General features: G+C 67.0%; 22 protein-coding genes and 3 pseudogenes. 2 read left to right on the forward strand and 23 right to left on the reverse strand.

From position 1 onward, the window contains the following. Window positions 1–41: 41 nt before the first annotated feature. The 15 genes and pseudogenes from L0P92_RS02860 to L0P92_RS02925 form a co-directional block, all read right to left on the reverse strand. Entirely contained in the window at window positions 42–395 is a 354-nt protein-coding gene (locus tag L0P92_RS02860; protein ID WP_234760815.1) for an integrase core domain-containing protein, read from the reverse strand. After that, window positions 377–1,003, reverse strand: a complete 627-nt coding sequence (locus L0P92_RS02865) for an IS3 family transposase (RefSeq protein WP_234760816.1) — start codon at window positions 1,001–1,003, stop codon at window positions 377–379. Before L0P92_RS02865 ends, L0P92_RS02860 begins: the two co-directional genes overlap by 19 nt. A gap of 66 nt (window positions 1,004–1,069) precedes the next feature. Continuing rightward, a pseudogene (locus L0P92_RS02870) lies at window positions 1,070–1,171 on the reverse strand (IS481 family transposase); the annotation flags it as partial. Continuing rightward, entirely contained in the window at window positions 1,168–1,677 is a 510-nt protein-coding gene (locus tag L0P92_RS02875) for a hypothetical protein (protein WP_234760817.1), read from the reverse strand. The pseudogene L0P92_RS02870 and the gene L0P92_RS02875, both read right to left, overlap by 4 nt. A gap of 21 nt (window positions 1,678–1,698) precedes the next feature. Beyond that, window positions 1,699–2,769: a DNA polymerase III subunit beta family protein gene (locus L0P92_RS02880; protein WP_372497193.1), complete on the reverse strand. Its 1,071-nt coding sequence runs from the start codon at window positions 2,767–2,769 to the stop codon at window positions 1,699–1,701. Between the two features lie 473 nt (window positions 2,770–3,242). Further along, a complete protein-coding gene (locus tag L0P92_RS02885) occupies window positions 3,243–6,101 on the reverse strand; it encodes a SpoIIE family protein phosphatase (RefSeq protein WP_234760818.1) in 2,859 nt (952 codons plus the stop codon). A gap of 234 nt (window positions 6,102–6,335) precedes the next feature. Continuing rightward, window positions 6,336–6,949 (reverse strand): annotated as a pseudogene (locus L0P92_RS45855) (transposase); the annotation flags it as partial. A gap of 27 nt (window positions 6,950–6,976) precedes the next feature. Beyond that, window positions 6,977–7,117: a hypothetical protein gene (locus L0P92_RS02890; protein ID WP_234760819.1), complete on the reverse strand. Its 141-nt coding sequence runs from the start codon at window positions 7,115–7,117 to the stop codon at window positions 6,977–6,979. 155 nt (window positions 7,118–7,272) lie between these two features. Further along, window positions 7,273–7,485, reverse strand: coding sequence for a hypothetical protein (locus L0P92_RS02895; protein WP_234760820.1), 213 nt, complete (start codon window positions 7,483–7,485; stop codon window positions 7,273–7,275). A gap of 65 nt (window positions 7,486–7,550) precedes the next feature. Beyond that, window positions 7,551–8,300 (reverse strand): SDR family NAD(P)-dependent oxidoreductase, encoded by a 750-nt coding sequence (locus L0P92_RS02900; protein ID WP_234760821.1) that lies wholly within the window; start codon window positions 8,298–8,300, stop codon window positions 7,551–7,553. A gap of 28 nt (window positions 8,301–8,328) precedes the next feature. Beyond that, window positions 8,329–8,631, reverse strand: a complete 303-nt coding sequence (locus L0P92_RS02905; RefSeq protein WP_234760822.1) for a DUF1330 domain-containing protein — start codon at window positions 8,629–8,631, stop codon at window positions 8,329–8,331. A 26-nt stretch (window positions 8,632–8,657) separates the two neighbouring features. After that, window positions 8,658–9,956: a cytochrome P450 gene (locus L0P92_RS02910; RefSeq protein ID WP_234760824.1), complete on the reverse strand. Its 1,299-nt coding sequence runs from the start codon at window positions 9,954–9,956 to the stop codon at window positions 8,658–8,660. Between the two features lie 55 nt (window positions 9,957–10,011). Continuing rightward, a complete protein-coding gene (locus tag L0P92_RS02915) occupies window positions 10,012–10,329 on the reverse strand; it encodes a 2Fe-2S iron-sulfur cluster-binding protein (protein ID WP_234760825.1) in 318 nt (105 codons plus the stop codon). Between the two features lie 14 nt (window positions 10,330–10,343). Further along, window positions 10,344–11,561, reverse strand: coding sequence for an NAD(P)/FAD-dependent oxidoreductase (locus L0P92_RS02920; RefSeq protein WP_234760826.1), 1,218 nt, complete (start codon window positions 11,559–11,561; stop codon window positions 10,344–10,346). A gap of 866 nt (window positions 11,562–12,427) precedes the next feature. Beyond that, window positions 12,428–13,247 (reverse strand): annotated as a pseudogene (locus L0P92_RS02925) (IS5 family transposase). On the opposite strand from L0P92_RS02925, the gene L0P92_RS45155 reads away from it, so the two are divergent. Next, window positions 13,246–13,380, forward strand: a complete 135-nt coding sequence (locus L0P92_RS45155; protein ID WP_273633985.1) for a hypothetical protein — start codon at window positions 13,246–13,248, stop codon at window positions 13,378–13,380. The pseudogene L0P92_RS02925 and the gene L0P92_RS45155 sit on opposite strands and share 2 nt — an antisense overlap. A gap of 1 nt (window position 13,381) precedes the next feature. Here the strand turns inward: L0P92_RS45155 and L0P92_RS02930 are convergent, their stop codons facing one another. The 3 genes from L0P92_RS02930 to L0P92_RS02940 form a co-directional block, all read right to left on the reverse strand. Beyond that, the gene (locus L0P92_RS02930) at window positions 13,382–14,008 is read right to left on the reverse strand and encodes a TetR/AcrR family transcriptional regulator (protein WP_234760827.1); all 627 of its coding nucleotides are present in this window, start codon (window positions 14,006–14,008) and stop codon (window positions 13,382–13,384) included. Between the two features lie 231 nt (window positions 14,009–14,239). Continuing rightward, window positions 14,240–14,566 (reverse strand): cupin domain-containing protein, encoded by a 327-nt coding sequence (locus L0P92_RS45000; RefSeq protein WP_234760828.1) that lies wholly within the window; start codon window positions 14,564–14,566, stop codon window positions 14,240–14,242. A gap of 255 nt (window positions 14,567–14,821) precedes the next feature. Further along, complete coding sequence (locus L0P92_RS02940; RefSeq protein ID WP_234760829.1) at window positions 14,822–16,450, reverse strand: FAD-dependent oxidoreductase; 1,629 nt, start codon at window positions 16,448–16,450, stop codon at window positions 14,822–14,824. A gap of 569 nt (window positions 16,451–17,019) precedes the next feature. Here L0P92_RS02940 and L0P92_RS02945 point away from each other — a divergent pair. Then, window positions 17,020–19,422 carry an ATP-binding SpoIIE family protein phosphatase gene (locus L0P92_RS02945; RefSeq protein WP_234760830.1) on the forward strand — a complete coding sequence of 801 codons (2,403 nt, stop codon included), beginning with the start codon at window positions 17,020–17,022 and terminating at the stop codon, window positions 19,420–19,422. 173 nt (window positions 19,423–19,595) lie between these two features. Here the strand turns inward: L0P92_RS02945 and L0P92_RS02950 are convergent, their stop codons facing one another. The 5 genes from L0P92_RS02950 to L0P92_RS02970 are packed head-to-tail and all read right to left on the reverse strand — an operon-like array spanning window position 19,596 to window position 25,185. Next, complete coding sequence (locus tag L0P92_RS02950) at window positions 19,596–20,282, reverse strand: FadR/GntR family transcriptional regulator (RefSeq protein WP_234760831.1); 687 nt, start codon at window positions 20,280–20,282, stop codon at window positions 19,596–19,598. A 47-nt stretch (window positions 20,283–20,329) separates the two neighbouring features. Next, complete coding sequence (locus tag L0P92_RS02955; RefSeq protein ID WP_234760832.1) at window positions 20,330–21,076, reverse strand: SDR family NAD(P)-dependent oxidoreductase; 747 nt, start codon at window positions 21,074–21,076, stop codon at window positions 20,330–20,332. Beyond that, a complete protein-coding gene (locus L0P92_RS02960) occupies window positions 21,073–22,068 on the reverse strand; it encodes an ABC transporter substrate-binding protein (protein WP_234760834.1) in 996 nt (331 codons plus the stop codon). The genes L0P92_RS02955 and L0P92_RS02960 overlap by 4 nt, the downstream gene beginning before the upstream one ends. Further along, window positions 22,065–23,672 carry a phytoene desaturase family protein gene (locus L0P92_RS02965; protein WP_234760835.1) on the reverse strand — a complete coding sequence of 536 codons (1,608 nt, stop codon included), beginning with the start codon at window positions 23,670–23,672 and terminating at the stop codon, window positions 22,065–22,067. The genes L0P92_RS02960 and L0P92_RS02965 overlap by 4 nt, the downstream gene beginning before the upstream one ends. Before the next feature lie 34 nt (window positions 23,673–23,706). After that, window positions 23,707–25,185 carry an aldehyde dehydrogenase family protein gene (locus tag L0P92_RS02970; protein ID WP_234760837.1) on the reverse strand — a complete coding sequence of 493 codons (1,479 nt, stop codon included), beginning with the start codon at window positions 25,183–25,185 and terminating at the stop codon, window positions 23,707–23,709. Window positions 25,186–25,253 lie beyond the last annotated feature (68 nt).

Raw genomic sequence — 25,253 nt, forward strand, 5'->3', positions numbered from 1 at the left:
CTGAGCTTGTTCCGCTTTGGCGGAGACCATCGGTGTGGTGGTCAGGCTGTGAGTGCGGTCTCGTATGCGGCGGGACTGCGATAGCCGAGGCTGCTGTGTAGACGGTGCAAGTTGTACCAGCCTTCGACGAAATCGAAGATCGCGGTGCGGACAGCGGCCCGGCTGGGCCAGGCGACAGTGCCGAGCAACTCGCGCTTGATGGTGGCGAAGAACGATTCGGCGAGCGCGTTGTCCCAGCACTGACCGGTCCGACCGACGGACAGACGGACCCCGAACTCCCTTGCCGGGGTGGCGAATTGCTGGCTGGTGTACTGACAGCCGCGATCGGAGTGGAAGATCACCGCAAGGGCGGGGCGACGCCGGCGGCAGGCGTCCGTCAGGGCGTCGGCGACCATTCGGTCCGCAAATGATCGGCCGTCGCCCAGCCGGCCACCCGGCGGGAGGCGATGTCGATGACCGTGGCCAGGCAGAGCCGGCCCTCCTCGGTCGGGATATGGGTGATGTCACCGCACCAGCGGGTGTTCAAGGCCGTGACATCAGGCTGGAAGTCCCGGTCAACGAGGTCGGGCCTGACGGCAGCGCGTGGATCAGGGATCGTTGTCGGGTGCCGCCGCCTGCGGTGTCGGCCCTGCAGGCCGGCGGTCCGCATCAGCCGGGCGACGCGGCGGCGGCCGCATCCGGAGCCCTCCCGTTTGAGTACCGCATGCATGCGCGGGGCGCCGTAGGTGCCACGGGAGCGTTCGTGCACGGCCGTGATCAGTTGGGTCAGCTCGGTGTCACGGACCGCCCGCGGACCGGGCGTTCCGGTGCGGCGGGCACAGAAGGCGGTCCGGGAGACCTGCAACAGTTCACACACGCGCTTCACGCTGTGACCTGCACGCTTCTCCGCCCCGATGAACGGGTGGACCGTCACCGGGTCTCCTTCGAGCTCGACGATCTCGGCCTTGAACTCCGGCGTGAACGAACGGCGAGGCCGAGGCTTCTTCTTCCCCATGCTCTCCATGATGGACATCCTCCCGGGGCTGAACCCCTGATCTCGGATGTCCGTCAAAGCGGATCAAGCCCAGCAGATCCCCATCTCGGCTGCGACATGGGCGATGGGCCTCGTGCGGCACCGCTCGACGAGACGACGCCGTCCCTCCACGGTGAGGGGTGCATTCTTGTGCGTCACATAGCGGAACCAGGCGCAGAGGCTCGCCGTGACCGGTCGCGCCCGGCGATGGCCTCGGCGACCTCTTGGATGGCGCCACGAAGAAGGTCACCGTAGGGATTCTGAGGAAGGCTGGGGGCGTGCGTTTTGGCCGCGTTGATGTGCTCGGTGGCGGCTTCGAAGGAGCCGAGTCGGCGGTAGTTGTCGGCGAGGTTGAGGTGCAGGGAGGGGTAGAAGCCGGCGATGTGGAGGCCGGCGTGGTGCTCCTGGACGCGCTGCGCGGTCACGGCGTCGGCGGCGTCCAGGGCCCGGATGTCCCAGGCGAGGGCCTGGGCGGGATCTTGGTAGAGATCTGCCAGGTAGTGAGCGAGGGAGCAGCGGTACAGCGGGTCGCCGGTGACACCGATCGCGGACCACAGGCCCATCAGTTTCTGGCGGGCCGAGGCGCTGTCACCGGCTCGTCCCTCGGCGACGGCATGGCCGATGGCTTCCATGGTCGGGTCGGGGCTGACGGGTGCGGTGGTCATGGGCTGTTCCTCGTCGTTTTCTCAGGCGGAGTGGTGGGGCTTGATGGGCATGGCCAGGGTGGTGAGATCGCCGCGGTCGGCGGAGCGGATCGTGACGGGCTGGTCGTGTCCCCGTAGGTCGAGCATTACGTCGGGGCCGATCGCGGTGCTCACTGCGGGATAGAGCGTGGTCACCTCGAACCAGATCTGGAGGGCCTGGCCCGTCGCGGTGGCCGAGAGTGAGACGTTGGGGTGTTCGTCGTCCGCTGACACGACGTTCACTCCGTTCTCGGCAACGTGCAGCGCGATGCGCTCGCCGGGGTGTTCTTCCAGGGCTCGCAGGAGCAGATCCTTCGAGACCGTCGCGCGGGTGGTGACCTCGCCCAGCGACGCGAGCATCAGCCGGTAGTCGGGGAACTCCTCGGGCAGCAGCCGGCAGTGCCGGTCCTCCCGGTCGGCCACGCGGAACCAGATCCCGTTCGATACCGCTTCCAGCCGCACCAGCGGACTGCGGCGGCTGACGGCGACCGCGGCCCGCAGCTCGTCGCCGTTGACCGTGCCAGCCCACGTCTGCCTCGGTGGTTCAGCTGGCACCAGGGTTCGAGTGGCAAGCCGGTATCGGTCGGTCGCGGTCAGGGTGACTGCTTCCTGACGTGCCTCGATGCGGAGGCCGGCGAGTGCCGGCATCCCGGGGTCATGTGCGGTCGCGGTCAGGACCTGCTCGACCGCATCCGCCAGCACGGGACCCTTCATCACTGCGATGGGAAGGCCTGGCTCGTTGCCGAGCGCAGACTTGATGACTGCAGCCGTCTGCTGCACGGCCGCCGCATCCCCAACCACCTTTGCAACATGCTCATCGAGTAGCCGGGATGCCTCGTCAGGCCCGGAACCGAGTACCGCCTCGACAGCAGCGAGGGGCATAGTGAGCTCGCGGAGCTGACGCAGCACGGTCGCCTGCGCCACCTGGTCGGCGCTGTAGTAGCGGTAGCCCGAGACCGGGTCGACTTCGGCAGGGAGCAGCAGCCCGGAGTCGGCATAGAACCGCAACGCGCTGGAGGTCAGACCACTGCGTTGGGCGAAGGCCCCGATCGGCATCAGCTCATCATTCGGCACCACGTCATCATCGAGCTTCAACCAACTCGAAGGTCAACACCGACGAGCAGCGACACCAACCTCATGGCCGGCAACAATTGGATCCTTCACGACCTCGGCGACGGCCTTGCCGGTCTCGGTCACGATTCGTGCGGCCACCCTCGCGGAACTCGGCATCGAGCTTCGTCGCTTCCCTGCCATGGTTCCCGACTTCCTCTGCCGTCACCGTCTCTGCGCTACGAGGGAAGGGACCCATGGTGCAGGCATGAGTCCTGCCGGAAGTCCGCTCTCGCAGTACGTAGGTCTCGGCTCCGAATCCCGGAGGCGAGACCTACGTATCCGACCTTCGGCGCACCGCTGAAGGTGAGCGGCGCGTGTCCTGTTCATTCGACGGATGAGGACGGCGCTCGAGGACTGGACCAAGACACGGGAACGAGCGAGCTCGGTCCTGAAGCGCAACAGAACCGCTGACGGGATCAGCGCCGCGTCTGCGGCTAGCGCGCCAGGCTGTGCGCATCAGGTGACGGGGGCACGGCAGGCAGCGCCTGCTCGGTCCAGATACTTTTCCCCGTCGCTGTGTAGCGGGTGCCCCAACGCTGGGAGAGCGCGGCGACCAGCTGCAGCCCACGCCCACCCTCGTCGGTCTCCGAGGCCCGGCGGATCCGCGGGGTGGTCAGGCTGCCGTCGGAGACCTCGCAGATCAGGTTGGCGCTCCGCAGCAGGCGGAGCTGTATGGGGCCCTTGGCGTGCCGTACGACGTTGCCGACGAGCTCGCTCGCGAGCAGCTCGGTGCTCATTGCCAGATCGTCCAGCTTCCACGCAGACAGCTGCTCGCGCACATGCGCTCGGGCTTCGCCCGCCGCCCGCGGGTCCTCGGGGAGAGCCCAGGAGACGATCTGGTCGGCAGACAGGGTGCGGACGCGGGTGACGAGCAGAGTGGCGTCGTCGTCGATGCCCTGCTGGTCGGCGGGTAGCAGGCCGGCGATGAGGGTGTCGCAGATCCTGTCGACGCCGCCGCTGTGGGCGGTGCTCAAGAGCTCGGTGAGGAGAGTCAGGCCGTCGTCGATGTCACGCTGGGAGGACTCGATGAGGCCGTCGGTGTACAGCACGAAAAGGCTGCCCTCGGGCAGCTGCAGCTGCGACGTCTCGAATGGGGGCTCGGCCACGCCAAGCGGGGGATCGGGGACCGTCTCGGGGAGATACACGCTCCCGTCCGGGTGAACCACGGCCGGCGGCGGGTGCCCGGCGCGGGCGAAGGTGCAGATCCGGGTGGTGGGGTCATAGATCGCGTACAGGCAGGTGGCGTAGGAGTCTTCTCCCAGGTCACTGACGATTTCGTTGAGACGGCTCAGGATTTCGTCGGGGGGTAGTTCGAGGTCTGCGAGGGTATGCACGGCCGTGCGTAGCCGTCCCATGGTGGCCGCCTCGGACAGTCCGTGCCCCATCACGTCTCCGACGACCAGCGCGACCTGGTCGGCGGACAGCGGAATGACGTCGTACCAGTCGCCGCCGACCTCCATGCCGTGCCCGGCGGGCAGGTAGCGCGCGGCGGCCGTGCAGGCGGGCAGAGCGGGCAGAGCGCGGGGCAGCAGACCGCGCTGAAGTTCCTGGGCCCGTCTGTGCTCTGAGTCGTACAGTCGGGCCCGGTCGAAGGCCTGCGCGACCAGGCCGCTGATCGCGGTCAACAGGGTGCGTTCCTCGCCGGTCAATCGGCGCGGATGGTTGAAACTGATCACGCAGGTACCAAGCAGACGACCGGAGGCGGTCAGCGGCAGGAAGGCCCACGACTGCTTGCCGGCCTTGTGGGGCAGATCGCCCCCGCTCGGGTAGCGGGCCGCGTACTCCTCCGCCGAGGAGATGAACACCGGCGCGCCTGAGAGCAGCGAGTCCCAGACCGGTGTGGCCTCCTGGAAGCGGGAGCCCTCCAGCCGGTCCAGGAACTCCTGGGGGTATCCGACGGCTCCGACGTTGTACGCCCGGTCGCCCTCGATGGTCTGCATGACCAGGCCGACGGCGCCGAACGGCGGCAGCACCCACCGGGCGACCGCGTCCACCACGTCCCGTGAGCTCGTCGCCTTGGCGAGAGCTGTCGTCAGCTCCGCAATACGGTCGGACCGCTCGGCGGCAGCCTGTTCGGCGGCCTTGCGCTCGGCGTCGCGTTTCCGCTGCTCGGTGACATCGGTGAAATAGCAGATGGTGCCGTCCGGCACCGGGACCAGCCGCAGGTGGTAGGAGCGGCCGGTGCTGGGGATGCGAATATCGAAGCCGACCGGGACGGACGCGGCGGCGGCGTTCCGACAGCGTTCCTCCAGGCCGCGTACCTGCCGTACGCGAGGCAGCTCCCACAGAACTCGGCCAAGCAGCTCTTCCTCGGAGGAGCCGAGGGCGCGCTCCGCCTCCAGGTTGGCGAAGACGACCCGCCAGTCGTCGTCCACCGACAGGAAGCTGTCACTCATGTGCCGCAGAGCACGGGCGAGCGCGTTTCGGGCGAAAGACGGCTCGTCGACCCCCCAGGCGCCGCCGATCATCCGGAGAGGTTCACCCTCGTCGTCGAGGACCACCTTGGCGCGGGAGTGGACCCAGCGGAACGTGCCGTCCGGCAGGCGGATCCGGAACTCGGCGTCGTACAGCGTCCGATCGTTGATCGACTTCTCGGCTGCGGCCAGCGTGGATGCCACGTCATCGGGGTGGATGGCCATCAAGAAGGTCTCGATCCGGGGAACGAACTGGGACGGTTCCATTTCGTACAGAGCCAGAATGGCCTCGTCCCAGTGCATCTCGCCGGTCTGGATATTCCAGTCCCACGAGCCGATCTGGACCTCCTTCAGGGCCTCCCGGACCTTGGCGCTCCCCCAGTGCCCCTGGAGCGGTCGGGCGGCCGGCGGTGCCAGGCCCATCCGCTCCTCGACCCAAGCAACCACGGCCTGCAGGAAGCCCCACTGCTCGCCGGTCGGCTCGCCGCCGTGTCCTGTCAGGACGGTGAGAACTCCGACGGTCCGCTCCCCCGCGAAGACAGGCACGGCGGCCATGCCGGTATCGGGCCAGGCGTTCGCCGAGGACCCGTTCGCGGAAGACTGGAGGGGGGTGGTGGGTGCCCACGCAGGGCTTCCTTGGCGCACCGCGCGGGCCGGGGCGGCAGTCCCTTCCGGGCCGATGATCTCCCAAGCCTGCATGAGGATCGGGGGCAGCCCACTGGCCGACACCAGACGCAGTGCGGACATGGGGCCACTGAGGTGAACCATTCCGCCCAGGGCTCCGAGCTCCGACACCACGTGTAGGAGGGCGAGCCGGAAGACTTCGTTCTCGGCCGCTCCCTCATCCAGGGCGCTGAGCAGTTTGAGCCGTTCCTTCATACGCCCCACATTACGTAATTCATCACGAAAGGGACGCAGGTCTCCCTGGCGGGGCACGTTCCCCAAGGTGGGAGGCCGGGCAGGTGGTCGAGCAGTCCGACGGGGCGATCACCCCGAATGTCGTCCTCGTGTGCACGCGAACGTTTGAGACAGTCGATGGCGGGGCGGCCTCGGCCGAGACTGGAACGATGCCTGCAACGATCGCCCGGCCGATGCCGTCCCGAACGGTCTCGGTGAGTTCACGAGACGGGGTGACAGGGCCTGGACCGTAGTGAACCAGTGCGTCGCGGACCTCTCGGCTCCGTGGTCACCGGGCAGGTGCAGGAACAGCACGAACGGGTGGGGCGCGCTCGACCACGGTGCCGATGGCCGACTTCCCGTCCTTGCCCATGATGAGGTCGCCTTCCAGGGGCCAGGCACGGTCCGGGCTTCAACCTCGACGGGCCGGTCGCTGATCATGACCATGGGGGTGGAGAACCGCGGCCGACGCCGCTGTGCCCGGCTACGAGGTTTGCGCCGGGTGCGGCCGGTACGCAGGGGCTTGCGCGAGCTCTCTGCGCAGCTCTCCGCGTCCCGCATACAGAGGGGTCGACAGACCTTCTTGTGGACCATGTAGCGGAGCCTGGCAGATCCGCTCCGGACTCCACCGTAGGTGCAGACGGCCCTCGATGAAGTCCACAGCTCGGAGTTGCGGCCGATCCTTCCTGTCCTGGGACGGGGACGACGGGCATCGGCGCCGCCCTGGGCGGCGTGCGGCCGACACCGGCCGTTGCCCGAACGCCGGCCTTCTCCCGCAGCCGGTCGGCGTGGATCCCGCCGTCCTTGCACAGGTATCCGGACGAACCGGATTGTTCCCCCTTCGGTGGTGTAGCCGATCATCCGGCGGTCGTGTCGGTGGTGTTGGGTAGCCCGGGGGCGGTTTCGGGGCGCTCGGAGGGGCAGAGCTGATCCATGCTTCCCTTGGGCAGGTAGCGGCGCGTAAAGACGATCCATTCGTCGTGCAGTTCGAAGAGCACGTCGGTGATACCAGCCGCGGGAGTGCCGTCGTCGGGGAACTTGGACGGCGTCGGTGCGACGCCTGACCTCGCGGTTGATCCGCTCCAGCGGGTTCATGGACGAAGGCGGTCAGGTCGCCCTTCGCCTCCAGCGGCATGTCTTTGACCTTGGGTGACTACTTTCCGACCGTGTCGGCGACGGTGTCGAGCCGGGCGCAGACCGTATCCGCGTGGGCTGGGCGAAGATCGTGCGTCCCTTTTGACGGCCTGCCCAGATGACCGGCCGAGCCCAGCAGGTGGCCGGTCATCTGGTCGGCGCTGTCCACTGCGGGGAACACCACCGCATCGGCGATGTGCGAGCAGTCGATACGCCGTTTCTCGCCGGGCATGCCGCCCTGGGGCTGGACACTCGAATGCGCGTCGAGGGTACCGGCTGCTTCGGCCTGACGACCGGTCAGCCGGTCGTCATCCCTCCATCCACTGGAATTGCGGCGCCCGTCACGAAAGATGCCGCGTCGGACGCGAGGAAGGCGATCATGGCCGCGATCTCGGCCGGGTGGCCCAGCCTTCCGATGGGGTGCTGCGCGATCAGGAGCTGACGGATCGCGTCGTCCTGCGGCACAAGCGGCGTGTCCACCACACCAGGACAGACGGCATTCACGCGCACACCCTGTGGGGCGTAGTCAAGCGCGGCCGCCTTCGTCAACCCGATCACTCCGTGCTTCGCGGTGATGTAGGGCGATTGTCCCGCCCTCGCAATGAGCCCCAGAGCGGAGGCGGTGTTCACGACGGCGCCGCCGCCGTTCTCGGCGATCGCGGGAAGCTGTAGCTGCAGGCAGGTGTTGACGGCGTCGAGGTCGATCGACATGATGCGTCGCCACTCTTCGGGCGTCACCTTGTCGATCGGGTCGAGGCCGGTGCCGACGCCCGCGTTATTGACGGCGACGCGCAGGGGCGCCAGCCGACCTGCCTCAACGATGGCCCGCTCCACCGTGTCCCGGTCACGAACGTCTCCGACGACCGGAAGCACGGCTCCTCCCGCCTGGGACACCTCCTCAGCAACGGCCTTGGCGCCCGCTTCGTCGTAGTCGACGACGACAACGGCACACCCGGAACCTGCCAGGAGCAGCGCGACCTCGCGCCCGATCCCCGAAGCGGCGCCGGTCACGATGGCGGAACGGTCGGATACTCGGAACTCGTTCACTCTTTCACCCTTTCGCATGGCCTCGGCCTCAGACTGGCGCGTCGTGATCGATGACCACCAGGAACGGCGTGTCCGCACTCGCCTGCCGAATGGGGATCGCCTCCTTCTGGTACACGTCGTTCCTGTACCAGTTCAACGCCGTGTCACGATCGGGGAATTCGAGCAGGATGAACCGCCCCGGCGCATCCTCACCCTCGAGCACGCTGGGGTTGTTGCACAGCGCGAGGATCTTGACATCGAAGCCTTCGAATGTCGGAGCAGCCTTGGCGATGTACTGCTGGTAAACTTCGGGATCACGCATGCGGACCCCGGCCAACAGGTATGCGGGCATGAACTCTCTCCTTATTACTGGTTGGTTCAGTCCTTGGCGGTGAAGACCACGGGAAGGCTCTCGATACCCCGCGTGATGTATCCCGCGTCATAAGCCGGCTCGAAATCCTGGTCGGCGAGCCGAATTTCCTCAAAACGACTGAAAATGACCTCGAAGGCGATCCGCGCCTCCACTCTGGCCAGTGGTGCGCCCAGGCAGGCATGAATGCCCTTGCCCAGGGCCAGATGAGATCTCAGCTCCGGTCGAGTCGAGTCGAACTGATCGGGGTTGGTGAAGACCTCGTCATCTCGGTTCGCCGCCCCATAGACGAGCCACACATAGGCCCCGGCGGGAATCTTGACCCCGTGCAGCTCTGTGTCGGATGTGGCGATACGGAAGAGCCCTTGGATCGGCGACTCCAGGCGCAAGGCCTCTTCTATGGCGTCCGGCAGTAGGGCCTGATCAGCGCGGAGGAGTCTCATCAGCTCTGGGTCCCTCAGGAGCATGAGGGCGAACGAGCTGATCAGCTTGGTCGTCGTATCAGCCCCCGCTGCGACCAGCTGCGCACAGAATCCGACCATCTCGTTGAGGGTCAGCGGTTCTTCGCCTTCGTTGCGCGCCTGGACCACCGCCGTCAGCAGGTCGTCCCGAGGGCTCTCCTTGCGATCGGCCAGCGCCTGCTCGAAATACGCCCAGAATTCGACCTGGTCTTCCAGGGTGGCCATCAGCTCCGCACGCCTGACGTCGGCACCGACGTGCGAGTTGATGGCATGCGCCCACCTGGCGAAGTCACGGTGCATCTCAACCGGGACGCCGAGCATGGTGGACAGCACCTGGATCGGGAAGGGCGCGATGAACGCCGGCACGAGATCCGCCTCACCGTCCGCGATGAACGCGTCGACAAGGTCGTTGCACAGTCGCCGGATGACCGGCTCGAGTCGTGCCACGGAGGACGGCGTGATGGACTTGCCGAGCACACGCCTGTGCCGGCCATGGACAGGCGGATCCTGAGTGAAGAGGACGTCGCCATGGCTCATCGCGACGCGGACACGCTCGATGAAGTCCGGGCTCGCACCCTCAAGGGCTGACTGGACCACCCCGAACGCCTTCTCGACAGACGGGCCCATCGGGTTCCGGTTGGAGAACAGATCGGGCCGCTTCAGCACCGAGACGATGTCGTCGTGCCGCGTAACCACATAGACATCGTGCTCGGCATCGTGGGCGACAGGAGCAGTTCTCCGCTGCTCCGCGTAGTGCCCGAAGGGGCACTGGAGTGCCTGAGGATCCTGACCCAGGACAGCTGAGATGGGTCCAGGATCGTTTCCCAGCGAATTGACCGTTGCCATTTCCGAACCACCTTTCCTCTACAATGGGGAATGATCGGTGAACGCTGACCTGTCGTCAGCCCATGCCGGGAATGACAACACGTACCTCAGTGCACTCATCCGACAGGAAGAGCTGGCATGACAGCCTCGAGTTGGATTGCATCGCATCCGAGCACTGAAGCAGGTCGGATTCCTCGGGGAGTGGCGCGTCGAAGAGGCCTCGACAGGATTCATCCACATAGACATGGCAGGTCCCGCAGGAGGCGCTGCCACCACAATCCGCGTCGATGCCGGGTACGTTGTTGCCCACCGCTCCTTCCATGACGCTCGAACCGTTGGCGACTTCCAGGATGCGAGTGCTTCCATCCCGAAGCACATAGGTCACGATCGGCATTGCCCATTTCCTTCTCACTTGGGTTCCGCGGGGTGCAGCGGCACATCAGGGTTGGCTAGTTGCGCTGGATCGACGGGGAGACGAGTCGCGATCAGCTTTCTTGCCGCCGCGAATTCCGCTGGAGCGTTGACGGACTCGACGGCAGTCAAGGACGTCCCATCGTGATGCAGGACCGAGAAGCTCTCCTGCGATGCGTGCCTTCTGACAATGGGGGTGCCCGCAGGGTCGACCAGCCCTGCGATCTTGAGCTTCAACTCGTGCTGGTCCGACCAGAACCACGGCACCTCCGGCACGGGAGGTTCGTTGCCGAGGATCACCGCACAGGCCTGCCGCGCCTGTTCGATCGCACTCGGAATGCTTTCGAGTCGGCGCGTTCCGCTCACCGTGGGTAGTGGTCGTCGCGTGACGTCGCCGATGGCCAGGATCGACGGATCACTGGTTTGCGCGGAGTCGTCGACCACGATCCCGTCTTCACAGTGGAGACCCGCCTCCACGGCGATCTCGTCCCTCGGCACGGCCCCGACTCCGGCAAGTACGAGATCGCATGCGACGACTCGCCCGTCGTTGAGCTGCACACCCGTGGCGCGACCGTCGCGCTCCGTGATGGCGGCGACGCCGGCCCGCGTGATGAGCGTCGTGCCCAGCCGCTCGTGGTATGAAGCGAGGCCCGCCGCGAGGGGCTCGCTCGCGACCCTGGCGAGCAACCTCTCCTCGCGTTCGATGACGGTCACCTGCGCACCGCCCGCCCGCACCGCGGCAGCGGCCTCCAGACCGATGAAGCCACCTCCTACGATCGCCAGGCTCCCCGACTCACGCAACTGCCGCTGAAGGTTCTGGGCCTCGGACAGGGTCCTGAGTCGGTGTACGCCGTCGAGGTCTCCGCCGGGAATCGTGAGCCGACGGGCTCGCGCGCCGGTGGCAAGCACCAGGATGTCGTAGTCGATCTCCCTCAGCCCGGACATCCGGACGACCCTGCGTACGCGGTCGATTGAGAGCACGTCCTGACCGGTGTGCAGCGAGATGTCCTGCTCGTCGAAGAATTGAGCGGGCCGCAGGGGCAACTCGAAGTCCGGCTGGGTCAGCTTCTTCGACAGCGGAGGTCGCTGATAGGGAAGCCCACGCTCACGGCTGATCAGTACGATCTCTCCGCTGTGCCGCCATTGCCGAAGCAGCCCGGCAAGCGTCGTTCCGGCGTGGCCGGCGCCCACGATGACAACCTTCGGCGCGGTCATGACCAGGCCTGCCAACGTTCTGCCGCAGAGGCACGGTAGGCAATTTTCATGACATGTCTCCTGTCGACTTGTCGATCCGTGCTGTCTGAGCAACAAGAATTTTACGACTGTGTAAGGATTTACGTCACCGTAAAGGTCTCGTCGAGCGCTGTCAATACCACGGACGCAAGGTTTGACCTCACTCGAAGTCCTGGACGGAATGAGTCCCTTCACCCTGAAATCGACCATCCAGGGCGACCGGGGATCTGCTGTTGTCCCGCCCGCGCAGGACGGGACGAGTTCGCCCGTAGGGAACGGCGCCGGTTCGTCCGAGCGCGCAGGCCAGGAACGGAGGCAGGAGGCTGTGAACTCCGGCCGTCGGACAAGTCGCGGGCCAGGCGACGCCGCTGGTGGCGCTCCGGGAGAAGGGCGTGGATGCGAGAAGGGACTGCCCGAAATGAGCTGGGAGACCCCCGATACCGATCACCGTCCCCTTCGTGCCCGACACGAGACCTGATGCCCCTGTCGTAATGGGAGTGCCCCGGGCGGGATCGGGCTCATGTCTGCAAGGACCTGAAATCCGCCGGGGCACCAAGGTCACCGTCACCGAAGTCAGCGCCTTCTACAGCCACCGTCTCCGTATTCACCCGGTTGATCCGCGTCCGCCTCAAGAAGACCGAGTCGCGGTCGCGAAGGCTGCCCCCGTCCGTCGAATCGCGGTCATCATGCCGGCCTGCCTCCGCCGCGACCGGCGGTCTTGCGGCATGGCTGACGGCGACAGCATGTCCGCAAGCACAGCGCACCGCCAGGTCTGAGTGGCGACCGGTCCGCTGACCGCCCACGCCGGAGGTCTCGACCGAGAGTGACGACCGGGTCTACTTGGAGATCTAACAAAGGCGTTGGTGGTGGGGGTAGGCGATCAGGCAGGTGGCGAGGCCGAGGAAGGCCTCATGGATGTCGTCGGTCGTTCCCAGCGGATGCACAGGCGACGGAAGCCGTGCAGCAAGGCGATCGTCTTCTCCACGACGTACCGGAAAACGCCCAGGCCGCAGAGCCGTGAGGCTGGTCCCGTTCGGCGATGACGGGGCGGATCCCGCGCTCCCGCAGCAGCCGCCGGTACTTGTCGGGGTCGTAGCCGCGGTCCGCGAACACCTTGGCCGGCCGTCGCCTTGGCCGGCCGACCACGCCAGCCGCGGCGGGGACCTTGTCCAGCAGCGGCAGCAACTGGGGGACGTCGTTGCGGCTGCCGCCGGTCAGCGACACGGCGAGGAGAACGCCCTGGGCGTCGGTGAGGACGTGGTGCTTACTGCCCGGCCGTGCGCGGTCGACCAGGCTGGGGCCGCTTTTGGGCCCCGGCCGAGCCGCCCGCACATGCGAGGAATCGATCACCGCCCGCGACCAGTCCAGCTTCCTCGCCGACCGCAGCTTCGTCAGCAGCACCAGGTGCAGTTGCTCCCACACGCCGGCCTCGTTCCACGCGGCCAGTCGACGCCAGCACGTCATCCCCGAACCGAAGCCCAGATCCTGCGCCAGGTACTCCCACTGGATGCCCGTATGCAGCACGGACAGGATCCCGCACGGCGCCTGCCGGTCCGGCACCCGGTGCCGTCCCTCCACCGGCTTCGGCTCCGGCTCGGGCAGCAACGGCTCGATCAGCGACCACAGTTCATCCGACACGATCCACGGCCGCGACTGACGTTCCCCCATGACCAGTCACATGATCGACAAATTCTGTCAGGACCCGCAGCCGGCCGATCCGGGGCTGCGCGGCCCGCCCCGACGGTCCTCCGGGATCACCACCGCCCGCCACAACGGCGCCATCCGAACCGCGACGGCGTGAGTCACGAGGAAGACGGAGGCCGGCGAAGGCTGCCGAGCGCCATCTCTGCGGCGATCTCGGTCAGCTCATCCTTGCTCAGCCTGCCCTCGGGCGAGTACCAGCGCAATGCGGAGTTGAGAAGACCGATCGCGAGCAGCGCGAGAATGCGCGGAGGGCCCTGGCGGATGCTCTGGTCGGCCTGGCCGGCGGCCACGGTCTCGGTCAGGAGCGCGAGATACTCGTCTTCTCCGGCGCCGCCGGAGGGAACCGCCGTACTGGCACGGTCGCGTTCCGCGAAATAGACGCGGAAGGCGTCAGAGTTGTCGAACAGAAGGTTCGCGTGAATGCGAAGGGCGGCTCCCAGGCGCGCCATTGGCGGTGCACCCGAGTTTAAGATCGGCCGATTGCGCTCGAGCATCGCGTCGCCGAGGTGACCGATCAGCGCCTGGAGGAGCTCTTCCTTCGAACCGAAGTAGTAATAGAAGAGCGGGCGCGTGATCCCGAGACTGGTCGCGAGGTCTTGAAGGCTGGTTTCTTGATAGCCTTCTTTGCTGAATTTCGTCAGGGCCAGCTCCAGCAGCTGAGCCTTGCGAGCTTGGCCGGCACGGTTCCGCTTTCGCTCGACGTGGTCCGCCTCTGACGCGGTCAACTGCAACTCCTTCTCCGGCCGTCGGGGGACCTCTCTGCGCCTCGCATGCCGAAGCAGCTGACGCCTCCCGTAGGCCGGCGCCCCCTGTGGCAGGCAATCCTAACCGCGAGTGCGAGCACGCTTCCTCGCGCCCGCTGCTTCACGAGGGTGCAGGGAGTGGGGTCATGCCCCGCACCCAAGGATCGACGTGCCCCGCAGGATCGCGGGTCTGCGGCGGCACTGGCAGGCATGTCAGGCACCTGCGTCGCGTTCCGCACCGAAGACGGCGAAGCCGACGACACAGGGCTCGGCAGAACGGTTACGCCAGGCGTGCACCGTACCCATCTGCACGACCACGTCCCCTGGCCGCAGCACCTCCTCGTCGCCGCCATCGAGGGCGAGGCACACTTCCCCGCTGATGACGAAACAGATGTCCGCGGTGTCCGTCGCGTGCATGCCGGGGTCGACGTCCATCATTTCGCCGGGCTCACCCGTGACCAGTCGCTCGCGCGCTGCGGTGGTGCGACCGTCCTCCTGCTGGTCGACGCCCATGCCTGGCGGGAACTCCGCGACGTTCACACGAACGCCCCCAGTCGCGGGGAAAACGCTCGTCGGGTTGTACTGCGCCGATGAGGAGCAGGGGAGAGTCGGTGCCGCGTCCCATCCCCAGATGTTGTACAGAAGCGCGCCTGCTTGCATCGGCTCGACGTGCTGCCTCGTCGCGAAGCGGCCGGTACCGTCCTCCGCCTGCCCTGTCACGATGCGCCTGATAGTTGCCATAACACGTACTCCCTACGGTTGCTGTCCGGCCGTTGTCATTTGGATCAGTGGGGATCAGGACGTGGTGCGCGATGCCGCCCTCGCCGCCGAACCGCCCGCGACGAAACCCATGGTGACCGCCGGACCCAACGTTCCGCCGCCGCCCGGGTAGGAGTTGGCGAAGATCGACGAGACGGCGTTGCCCGCGCCATAGAGGCCACCGATGGGAGCGCCGTCCATGGAGACGATCTGGGCGTTCGCGTCGATGACCGGCCCGCCGAGCGTCCCGAACACACCTGCGCGAACGCGGTAACCGACGAACGGCGGCTGACTGATCGGGGCCAGCGGCACAGGTGCCGTTTGAGTCATGTAGCGGTCCCAGGACATCGTCTGTCGCCCGAAGGCCGCATCGACGCCGCGCTCCACGCCGTCGTTCCACTCCGAGACCTGTGCTTGGAGGCCCGCAGGGTCGATGCCCAGTTTCCCGGCCAGCTCAGCGAGGGTGTCCGCGACGACGATCAGGTCGCCGTCATCATGGATGTCATCGATCCGAGCGGTGTCCACTGCCCGAAGCGCATCAAGGCGTCGTGCATCGGTGATGGCGAAGCACGGGTGGTTCGGACGCTCGTACGTCGTCGGGTCGAACTGCATCATCGGGCCGTGGATGTCGTGGTAATTGAGGCCCTCGTTGACGAAACGCCGCCCCGTACGGTTCACCAGGATCTCGCCAGCCGCCGAACCGAAGTAGCCGATCCGCATGAGCCGCTCGCCCTCGTACTGCTCCCCGAGGTATCGCTCGGGGACGCCCCACACCTTGTCGAGTCGGGCGAGCCGCGCGCCGGCACGGGCGGACATCCTGAGGGCATCGCCCTCGTTGAACGGAGGGCTCGACGGGCCTTCCCACGGTTCACCGACGAGCGCGTCCCACAGCGCCCGGTCCCATTCGAAGCCGCCGGACGCCAGAACGACACCCCGGTCGGCGTCGAATCGCACACGTTCCCCGTGGAGAACGCCGAAGACGCCGACCGCGCGGCCCGCCTCGAAGCAGAGGTCGACGACGCGGACCTCGGTCAGCACGCGCACGCCGCGATCGAGGCAGCCCTCAAGCAGGCCACCGATCAGCGCCGCGCCGCGCCCCACGATCCCCTTCTCCAGACGTTCCTGGACGGCCCTGATCCAGCTCGACGGGTCGTCAGACGTCAGCGACTCCGCGACCTCGGTCGCATTGACCGGTGGCACTCCCCCAGGCCACAGTGGGCGTCGCAGCACCGAAGCCATGCACCCGAGCCGGTTGGCGTCGTACACATCCGGGAACACGGTGCGGCTGGACTCCACCCCACCCTCGAACTCCGCGTGGTAGTCAGGTCTTCCCACTTCGCAACTGAAGGTCAACGGTGTTGCGGCCGCGAAACGTGAGGGTATCGATCCTGCTTCCTCGATGAACCGGTCGAGGACCGTCTCATCGATCAGGCCTTCGGTCAGGCGGGCCAGATACGTACGTGCGCGTGACGCATCGTCTTCCAGCTGTGGGTCGAGGTTGTGACCGGGAAGCCACATCCCGCCCCCGGAGACGGCGGTGGTACCGCCGATCTTGGAGCTGCGCTCGAGAACAGTCACTGACGCGCCCTCCAGAGCCGCCGCCAGAGCCGCCGAAAGCGCTGCCCCTCCAGATCCCACGACAACGACGTCGCTTGTCCGGCCCACTTCATGCTCCTTCCGGATCAGCCGACCTGCCCGGTGTATCGCCATGTGGCCGTGTCACACCTCTCACACCATGGCGGGCCACGGTGCGGCGTCGACTCCGATATCCGCGTTGCGTCATTTACGCTACTGTAAAATTCTAGGAGGTATTTTACGAAGGTGTCAACGACTGTTCGCGAGGATGCGCCGCCTTCCGGTGGAGACACTCGTAACCACGGACGACCCCACGCCGTGGAGCCGCAGGACGGCGTCTACGCATCCCGCACCGAATGGGCGGACCTCGCGCTCTCGGAGCGATCTCGGGAACCGGGCACGGCAACGCGACAGCGAGCCTGCGGAGGGCCGGCCGGGCCGATGCCACCGACGCCGGGCGACGTCGTCGCGCCAGTCATCGGCCGGTCGGAGACGGTACGCCACACCCCACCCGAAACCCCGGGACCCCATTGGAAGATCATTTCGGTGGTTTCATCGCCCGCGCCCACTGCCTCGCCTTATCGAGAGCGACCTAAGTTACACATATCTTGCGATAATGGACGCGTTCTTGAACGCTCCATCACAGTCGAGGAGCAGCGATGAATGCCTCCGGCGACCCCGACGAGAGCTTTTCGCTCGGCGCCATGGCGACCGCGCTGATCGACAGCGACGGCATCGTGCTGCGATGGTCCCGCGGGGCCAAGGAACTACTGGGCCACACTTCCGCCGAGATCTGCGGTCAACCGGTCGGACGGCTCCTCGCCGTCGAACAGGACCGGCACGTGACGCGCTGCGAGTCAGGTGTCCCTGAGCGGGGCCGGGTGGTCCTGCGGCACCGCTCGGGCGGGACCGTCGAGGTCAGTTTCCACACACTGCCGCTGGAGGACTGCACCGATGTGTTGCTCGTGGCAGCGCCCGCCCGGGATGTGACCCACTGGGAACAGGGCGCGTCCTTTCTGCACTCGCTGCTCGCCCAGGACCAGATAAGCGTCCGAATACACGACACGGATCTCTCGGTCGTACGGACCAACCTCGCCTCGGACAACCCGGGGGGTCCTTTTCGGACCGCGGGTGGCCGACCGCACGAGGACCTCGCCGCCGAGTACGCCCGAGACGCTGAGGAAGCACTGCGCCAGGTCCTGCGGACGGGTGAACCGGTACTGAACCGAGAGCAGTTGCTCCGCCCGCCCTACATATCCGGACGCACATCGTCCGTGCCGCTGACTGCCTTTCGGCTTGAGGACGCGCTGGGCCACCCGACAGGTGTCGCCGTCGTCTTCACAAACGCGACGGAGCCCCAGCGGGCCCGAGCGCGCCTGGACCTCAGACAGGCGGCAGCCCTCCGGATCGGCGGCTCCCTGGATGTCACACGTACCGCGCAAGACCTGGTGGACGTACTCGTGCCCGGCCTCGGCGACATGGCGTGGGTCGATATCGCTGAGGCCGTACTCGAGGGAGAGGAGGCAACAAAGCTCCTCGGCGGTGGACAGATGCACATGCGCCGGGCGGCCGTGGCCTCCGCTGTCGGGCCCTGGCCCGACAGCATGCTCCAGCCGGGTGAGGCGATGCCCCCGTGGGAGGACTCACCCGAACTGCGGCAATTCCAGAAAGGCCAGACCTTTCTCGCCGCCGACCGGGCGACCGTGCTCACCGCGGACAAGAGGTTTGGCCACCCTCTGGCCTACCCGGAGGGGCTGCATTCGGTCGTGGCGGCTCCGCTGATCGCCCGCAGAGCACTGCTCGGCCTGGTCGGGGTCTGGCGCACCGAGCAGCCCGATCCCTTCGAGCCCGAGGACGCGGATCTTCTGGCTGAGATCGCCTCCCGGGCGGCGCTGAGCCTGGACAACGCCCGGCGCTACACTCGCGAGCACCGCGCGGCCGTCGCTCTCCAGCAGCGTCTTCTGCCCAGGGCCACCTCGGACACCGCGACCGCGGAGACAGCGGGCTTCTACCGGCCCGCCGGTGGCGGCGCGGAGATCAGCGGCGACTGGTACGACGTGCTTCCTCTGCCCTCGCTACGGGTCGCCTTGGTGGTGGGCGACGTGTTCGGCCACGGCCTGGCCGCGACCGCCACCATGGGCCGTCTGCGCACCGCCGTCCACACGCTCGCGGATCTGGAACTCGACCCCACCGAACTGGTCACCCACCTTGACGACCTCATGCAGCAGCTGGCCGACGAGGTACCTCCCGCGCAACGGGACGCCGTGGGCGCCACCTGTCTCTACACCGTCTACGACCCGGTCACTCGCCGCTGCTCCCTGGCCAGCGCCGGCCACTGTCCACCGGTGGTGGTGCAGCCCCACGGCCCCGCCCGAGCGATCGGCATCTCTCCCGGCCCACCTCTCGGCGTCGGCGGCATGCCGTTCGAAACCACCACGATCGATCTTCCTCCCGGCAGTGTGCTGGCTCTCTACACGGACGGTTTGATCACACGCGACGACCAGGATCTTGAAGCAACCACTCATCACCTCGCGTACCGCCTCTCCGAGCTCTGCCGGAACCACGGCGATCTGATCGACATCGGCCGCGCACTTATGGCCGACCTCGGCGAGGCTCCACCTTCCGACGACGTGGCCCTGCTACTCGTCCGTACCCGTGCGATCCCGCCGGAGCACACCGCGACCTGGGAATTCGCCGCGGATCCGGCCGTGGTCAGCAACGCCCGCAAGGCCGCCACCCGACAGTTGACCGTCTGGGGACTGGAGCAACTCGCCTTCACCACCGAACTGATCGTCAGCGAACTCGTCACCAATGCGATCCGCCATGCCGGAGGCCCCGTCGGGCTGAGGCTCATCCGCGACCATGTACTCGTGTGCGAGGTCACCGATCCGAGCAACACCCAACCGCGTCTGCGCCGGGCTCGGACCACCGACGAAGGGGGACGGGGCCTGTTTCTCATCGCCCAGCTCAGTGCCCGCTGGGGCAGCCGCTACGGACTGAGCGGCAAGACAATCTGGACAGAACAGTCCCTGACCGCGCCAACCACCTCACCGGACACCTGAGACCGTGCTGGACGGACGGCCGCGGCCTCGGTGAGCCACACCGCCCAGTGGGCTCCAGGCTTCGCGCACCATTCGGTCCTCGGGCGGCACATCGAGGCCACTCCGCGCCGTCGGCGGCGGGCCCGAGCCGACATGGACCCGCCGCCCGAATCCGGGTTTGACGGACCACCGGCCTACGGCCCGGTGGTGTCGCCGTGTTTCGTGCGGAGTACGCGAGCAGCATGCAGGTGGTCGCTCCACAGCCTTCGCGCGTGTTCCGGCTCCCTGGCCTCGATCAGGTCGACGACAAGCCGGTGGTGCTCCAGGGCGTCGGCGGCGGCGATCCCCACGGGTTCCCGACCGCCGATGGCGAGGAGGACATCGCTGATGACCTCGGACATGAGGCTGAGGGTTTGGTTGCCACTCAGCTGAATCAAGGTCGTATGGAAGCTCACCCGGTCGGCGAGTTCCTGCTCGGACCCGAGCGTGGATGCCTCCTCATCCAGTGCCTGGCGCAACTTGCGGACGATCTCCTGCGACGAGGACTCGGCCAGCAGGGCCACACACGCCGGTTCGATGATCGCCTGCGCCGCGTAGAGATCATCGAGGCCGGTTCCGCGTGACTCCAGAAACAGCGCGGCGTAGCGGGATACGATCTCGCTCCTCATGCCGTGCACGACGGCACCCCCGCGTGCTCCCCGGCGCACAGTGATGAGCCGCTCCTGTTCGAGGACCCGGATTGCCTCGCGCAACGTCGGCCGGGACACGTTGAACCGCTGCATCAACTGCGCTTCCGAAGGCAGCACGTCTCCGTCGGCGAAGGATCCGTCGATGATGTTCTTGCGGAGGGCATCGGCGACGAGTTCGGCCGCCTTGGGCACACGCACCTCGGTGAGCGAGCGTATGGCCCGGTTGGTGCCGTCGCGATTCAGTGGAATACCAACCCTCCGTCTACCACCAGCGTCTGCCCGGTCATGAAGTCGCTGTCCGGGCTGAGTGTGAACTGCAAGGCGCCGACCAGGTCGCCCGGCAATTGTATCCGGCGCAGTGCCGTGGCATTGGCCATGGCTGCCCGGTCGCCCGCGCTGATCGTCGCCCGTTCGACCTCGGTCTCGGTCGACCCGGGCGCGATGGCGTTGACCGTGATTCCATCGGGGCCCAGCTCGCCGGCGAGCGCTCGCGTCATGCCCACGAGCGCGGCCTTGCTGGTGACGTAGTGGAGATACCCGGGCCTGCCGGCGAACACGGTCGCCGAGGTGATGTTCACGACCTTGCCGTAGCCGTTCGCACGCATGTCCGGCACGAAGGCACGTGTCATGAGGAAGGCGCCGGCGACGTTGACACGCATCACGCGTTCCCATGTGTCCAGACCGATGTCCTCGAACGGCCCCATGGTGAGGGTCGAGAACAACGCGGCGTTGTTGACCAGTCCCGTGACCGCGCCCAGCCGCTCCCTGACCGCCTCGTACGCGGAAGCGACGCTGGGCTCCGAGGCCACGTCGACCTCGACGCCGACGGCCACTCCGCCCGCGTCGACGATCTCGGCGGCGACACGGTCCGCGTTCGCGTGGTCTATGTCCGCGACGGCGACCTGCCACCCGGTTTCGGCCAGCGCGAGCGCGAACGCGCGCCCGAGCCCCTGCCCGCCGCCGCTCACCACGACTGTGCGTGTCATATCCGCGACACCTCCAGGGTCTGTGGGGCGAAGAGCTGTTCGGGGGCCAGGGGTGCCGGAATGAGGGCCTGCTCGTGCGAGTAGCGCAGGAAGGTCTCCAGCACCGACCGGTTGGCTTCGAGCCCGTAGGCGAACGGATCGGGACCGAGGATGGCCCTGGACTCCTCCACCGCGTCGGCCAGCCAGGGAAGCATGTACTTCAGCGCGGTCGTCTCGGAGAGCGGTGCCAGGGCGGTCTGCTTCGCCTGCTCGAACGCCTTGACCATCGATTGCGCGACCCACGGGTGCGCTTCGAGGACGTCCTGCCTGATGACGATGACGTGCATGATCGGGAAGATCCCCGTCCTGCGGAAGTAGTCGATCTCCGCCGACTTGTGGTCCTCCCACAGACGGCGCACACGGCCGGAGCCATCGGCGAAGGACGACGGAGCGTGGGCGGTGTAGAGGGCGTCGATCTCGCCGGTGCGCAGCGCCTCCGACAGGGTGGTGTCCGCACGCACCGGCTCGACGCGGATCGATGCGGGCAGAGTCATGGGCGACTCGGTCCGGCCGGGCTGTTCAAGCCCTCCGGTCACATAGGTCACGCTGTCGACCGGCACCTTGTGGTGCTCCGCCATGATGCCCTTGAGCCACACAGCCGCGGTCATCTGGTACTCGGGGCAGCCGACTCGCTTGCCTGCGAGGTCCTCGGGCGACTCGATGCCGCTGTCGGCGTTCACGTAGACCGAGGAGTGCCGGAACATGCGAGAGGGGAACACCGGGATCGCGACGAACGGTCGTTCCGTGAGGTGGACCGTCCGCGCGTACCACGACAGGGACATCTCCGCGATCTCGAACTCGCCGTGGTGCAGCATGCGGAACGCGGGTTCCGGCATCATCAACGGCAGGTAGGTCAGGTCGATGCCCTCGGGCCGCACGGTGCCGTCCTGAAGGGCGCGCATCCGGTCGTAGTCCCAGCAGGCCAGCGTGAGCGGCAGACGGTTCATCGTCATCGCCCCGCCAGCTTCTCGAGGGAGGCCCGCGCGTCGACAGGCGTCCACCACAGCGGAACGTCGTAGTCCTCGGCGATGATCCGGCTGGCGATGTAACCGCCTCCGCCCGAGATCGCACCGCCGGGATGCGTGGGTGACCCAGCCATGTACAGGCCTTCGATCGGCGTGCGGTAGCCGAAGTGGTTCCACATGGTCTGGTCGCCGGAGAACGAGCCCACGAAGATGTCGCCCTCGACCATGTTGACGAGTTCCTTGGTGTAGTCGTTGGCGGTGTAGATATGACGCGCGAGGATGTTGTCCGAGGTCAGGTTGGGGGCCCACTCGCGCCAGGTCTCGATCATCCGGTCGGCGAACTCCTCCTTCACCGCCTCGATGCTCTCCGGATCCCCGTCGGGGGCGTAGGGCATCGCGTGCCAGGCGTACGCGGTCGCCTTTCCGTCGGGTGCCTGCGACGGGTCGAACTGTGTGACCGATCCGGTTCCGAAGCTGATACGCGAGGGGATCTTCCCCTCCGCGACCTCGTCATGAAGGTCGAACAACTGTTCCATCGACTCGCAGCCGACATTGACCTTGAGCGCCTCATTGACGTGCGGGTCGAAGTCGGTGCCGATGTGGCGGGGGGCTTCCTCCAGGGCGAGGTGCAGGCCGAACAGCGTCCAGGCGGTCTGCTTGAAGGCACGCACCTTGTCAGCGTACGGCGCCGGCAGCTGGTCCTCGCCGACCATCTTGAGGAAGGTCTGCGGCACGTCGACGGTGCTGGCGACGAAGCGCGAGTTGATGACCGTGCCGTCGGCGAGCTGGACGCCGGTGGCGCGCCCCTGGTCGACGACGATGCGCTCCACGTGCGCGCCGGACCGGAACTCCCCGCCGGCCTGCACGTAGCGTTCCATGAGACTCCGGGCGAGCGCGACGCTGCCTCCCTGCGCGACCTGGTAGTTCGCCACGAGGTCGAATCCGCGCACCAGGGCACCCATCGGGCTGCGCGTGGTCACCTGGTCGTAGAGCACGGTGCCGAAGAGCGACATCTTGAAGAGGAGGAGCAGGCGCACCCGCTCTTCTTCGAACAGCTCGTTCACCGCGGTGAGCGGCTGCCGGTTGATGATCTCCAGGAAGTCCCGGCCCGCACTGCTCCGTGACAGAAGCTCATCACGCTCCGCCTCGGCGAGCGGCTCGGAGTAGCGCTCCGGCCAGAAGATGTGATCGCTGATCAGGTCGGCCTTGGCGTTCCACTCGCGGTACGTCTGCGCGTCCTTCTTGCTGAACCTGGCGATCGACTCGCACGTCTCGTCGATGTAGCGCGAGAAGACCAGAGCCGTGCCGTCCCGGTGCGGCTGTGCGAAGTCGTACCGCGGCGTCACATAGCGGACCCGGTTCGCGAGTTCGAGGTCCTTGTACCAGGGCGTCTGCGTGATGTTGAAGTGGTTCACCGAGTGCATCTGGTGGTAGAAGCCGGGCTTCGTCACCTCGGTGGTGCTCAGACCGCCACCGAAGATCAGCCGGCGTTCGAGCAGCAGGATCTTCAGTCCCGCCTTGGCGAGATACGTTCCGAGGATCAGGCCGTGCTGGCCGGATCCGATGATGACGCCGTCGTACTGTTCGGGCATGAGGTCTCTCTCTTCTTGTCGCGGCACATGCTGGTCAGAAGCGGACGTAGACGTTCTTGGGCTGGGTGAAGCTCTCCAGTTCTCCGAGACCCTCCTCGCGGCCGACGCCTGAGTTCTTGACGCCGCCGAACGGAGCACCCGGGATGTGGCCCGAGCTCCAGTTGATCCACAGGTAACCGGCTTCGATGTCACGGGCGGCGCTCATCGCGGTTCGCAGGCTTCGGGTCCAGACGCTGGCGGTGAGTCCGAGCGGGAGCCGGTTGGCTCTGGCGACCACGTCGTCGTAGTCGGCGAACGAACTCGCCACGAGCACCGGCCCGAAGATCTCCTCCGTGTACAGGCGCCCGGGCTCCTCGTCTCTCCCACTGAAGAGCGTCGGCCGGATGAAGTACCCGTCGCCGCACTCGGGCGCCACCCCGCCGGTCACGAGCTCCAGGCCGGGCGTCGAACGTCCTTCGTCGATGAATCCCGACACCTTGTCGAACTGGGCCCGTGACACGACAGGGCCGATCTCGGTCGCCGGGTCCGTCGGTTCACCCAGTCTCATGCTCGCCATGCGGGCACTGAGACGCTCGATGAACTCGGCGTACACCGTCTCCTGTACGTACAGACGGGATGTGGAGCCGCAGGACTGCCCCTGCCAGGTGAAGTTCATACCGCGCAGCGCGCCCTCGACGGCGGCGTCGAGGTCCGCGTCGTCGAAGACGATGATCGGGTTCTTGCCTCCGAGTTCGAGCGTGACGACCTTGACCCCACCGTCGGCGGCTCGTCGTTGGATGCCGCGGCCGACGGCCTCGCTTCCCGTGAAGGCGATGCGCGGTACGTCCGGATGGGCGACGATCCGGTCGCCCACCGTGCCGCCGGGGCCGGTCACGATGTTCAGCACACCCGGCGGCAGAAGGTCGCGGGCCAGCTCGCCGAGGCGCAACGCGCTCAGCGAGGTGACCTCCGCCGGCTTCAGCACCACTGTGTTGCCGGCCACCAGGGGTGCCGCGATGCGTGAGGCGGCGAACATGAACGGGTGGTTGAAGGGCACGATGCGCCCGACCACGCCGAACGGCGCCCGCAGGGTGAAGTCGAGGGCGTCATGGTCGTCGACCGGGATGCTCTCGCCCTTCAGCTGCAGGGCCAGTCCGGCGAAGTACCGCAGATGCTCGACCGCCAGAAGGTAGTCGTTGCGCATCACCGCGATGGGGCTTCCGTTGTCCACCGTGTCCAGGAGAGAGATCTCCTCACCTGCCGCCTCGATGGCGTCCGCGAGAGCGCTGACGGCCGCCGCGCGTTTCCGGATGGGTGTGTCCGCCCAGACAGGGGCGGCCGCGGTCGCGGCACTGACGGCGTCGTCCACGTCGGCCTCGGCACCCTGCGGGTAGCGGGCGAAGGAACGACCCGTGGCCGGGTTGATCGTCTCCGTGGTCGAGCCGTGTCGCGCCGCAACGAGTTCACCCCCGATCAGCATGCGCCAGGAGCGATCCGCGGCGCTCTCCGCCGCCTGCCGTGAGCTATCGGACATCCAGGTCTTCCTTCCAACGGTCTTCGGGCTGCTTGCGCTCCAATAGTCTAGATAGTATTAATCATCTA

The organism is Streptomyces muensis, assembly GCF_021474425.1.
Lineage (GTDB): Bacteria > Actinomycetota > Actinomycetes > Streptomycetales > Streptomycetaceae > Streptomyces > Streptomyces muensis.

Excerpts from the sequence above, each read along its gene's own strand:
- L0P92_RS02875 (WP_234760817.1), bottom strand. The coding sequence starts at position 1,677 with ATGACCACCGCACCCGTCAGCCCCGACCCGACCATGGAAGCCATCGGC.
- L0P92_RS02915 (WP_234760825.1), bottom strand. The coding sequence starts at position 10,329 with ATGCCGATCGTGACCTATGTGCTTCGGGATGGAAGCACTCGCATCCTG.
- L0P92_RS02955 (WP_234760832.1), bottom strand. The coding sequence starts at position 21,076 with ATGACACGCACAGTCGTGGTGAGCGGCGGCGGGCAGGGGCTCGGGCGC.
- L0P92_RS45155 (WP_273633985.1), top strand. The coding sequence starts at position 13,246 with ATGACCAGTCACATGATCGACAAATTCTGTCAGGACCCGCAGCCGGCC.
- L0P92_RS02960 (WP_234760834.1), bottom strand. The coding sequence starts at position 22,068 with ATGACGATGAACCGTCTGCCGCTCACGCTGGCCTGCTGGGACTACGAC.
- L0P92_RS02970 (WP_234760837.1), bottom strand. The coding sequence starts at position 25,185 with ATGTCCGATAGCTCACGGCAGGCGGCGGAGAGCGCCGCGGATCGCTCC.
- L0P92_RS02865 (WP_234760816.1), bottom strand. The coding sequence starts at position 1,003 with ATGGAGAGCATGGGGAAGAAGAAGCCTCGGCCTCGCCGTTCGTTCACG.
- L0P92_RS02905 (WP_234760822.1), bottom strand. The coding sequence starts at position 8,631 with ATGCCCGCATACCTGTTGGCCGGGGTCCGCATGCGTGATCCCGAAGTT.
- L0P92_RS02910 (WP_234760824.1), bottom strand. The coding sequence starts at position 9,956 with ATGGCAACGGTCAATTCGCTGGGAAACGATCCTGGACCCATCTCAGCT.
- L0P92_RS02860 (WP_234760815.1), bottom strand. The coding sequence starts at position 395 with ATGGTCGCCGACGCCCTGACGGACGCCTGCCGCCGGCGTCGCCCCGCC.
- L0P92_RS02945 (WP_234760830.1), top strand. The coding sequence starts at position 17,020 with ATGAATGCCTCCGGCGACCCCGACGAGAGCTTTTCGCTCGGCGCCATG.
- L0P92_RS02920 (WP_234760826.1), bottom strand. The coding sequence starts at position 11,561 with ATGACCGCGCCGAAGGTTGTCATCGTGGGCGCCGGCCACGCCGGAACG.
- L0P92_RS02965 (WP_234760835.1), bottom strand. The coding sequence starts at position 23,672 with ATGCCCGAACAGTACGACGGCGTCATCATCGGATCCGGCCAGCACGGC.
- L0P92_RS02895 (WP_234760820.1), bottom strand. The coding sequence starts at position 7,485 with ATGCCCGGCGAGAAACGGCGTATCGACTGCTCGCACATCGCCGATGCG.
- L0P92_RS02885 (WP_234760818.1), bottom strand. The coding sequence starts at position 6,101 with ATGAAGGAACGGCTCAAACTGCTCAGCGCCCTGGATGAGGGAGCGGCC.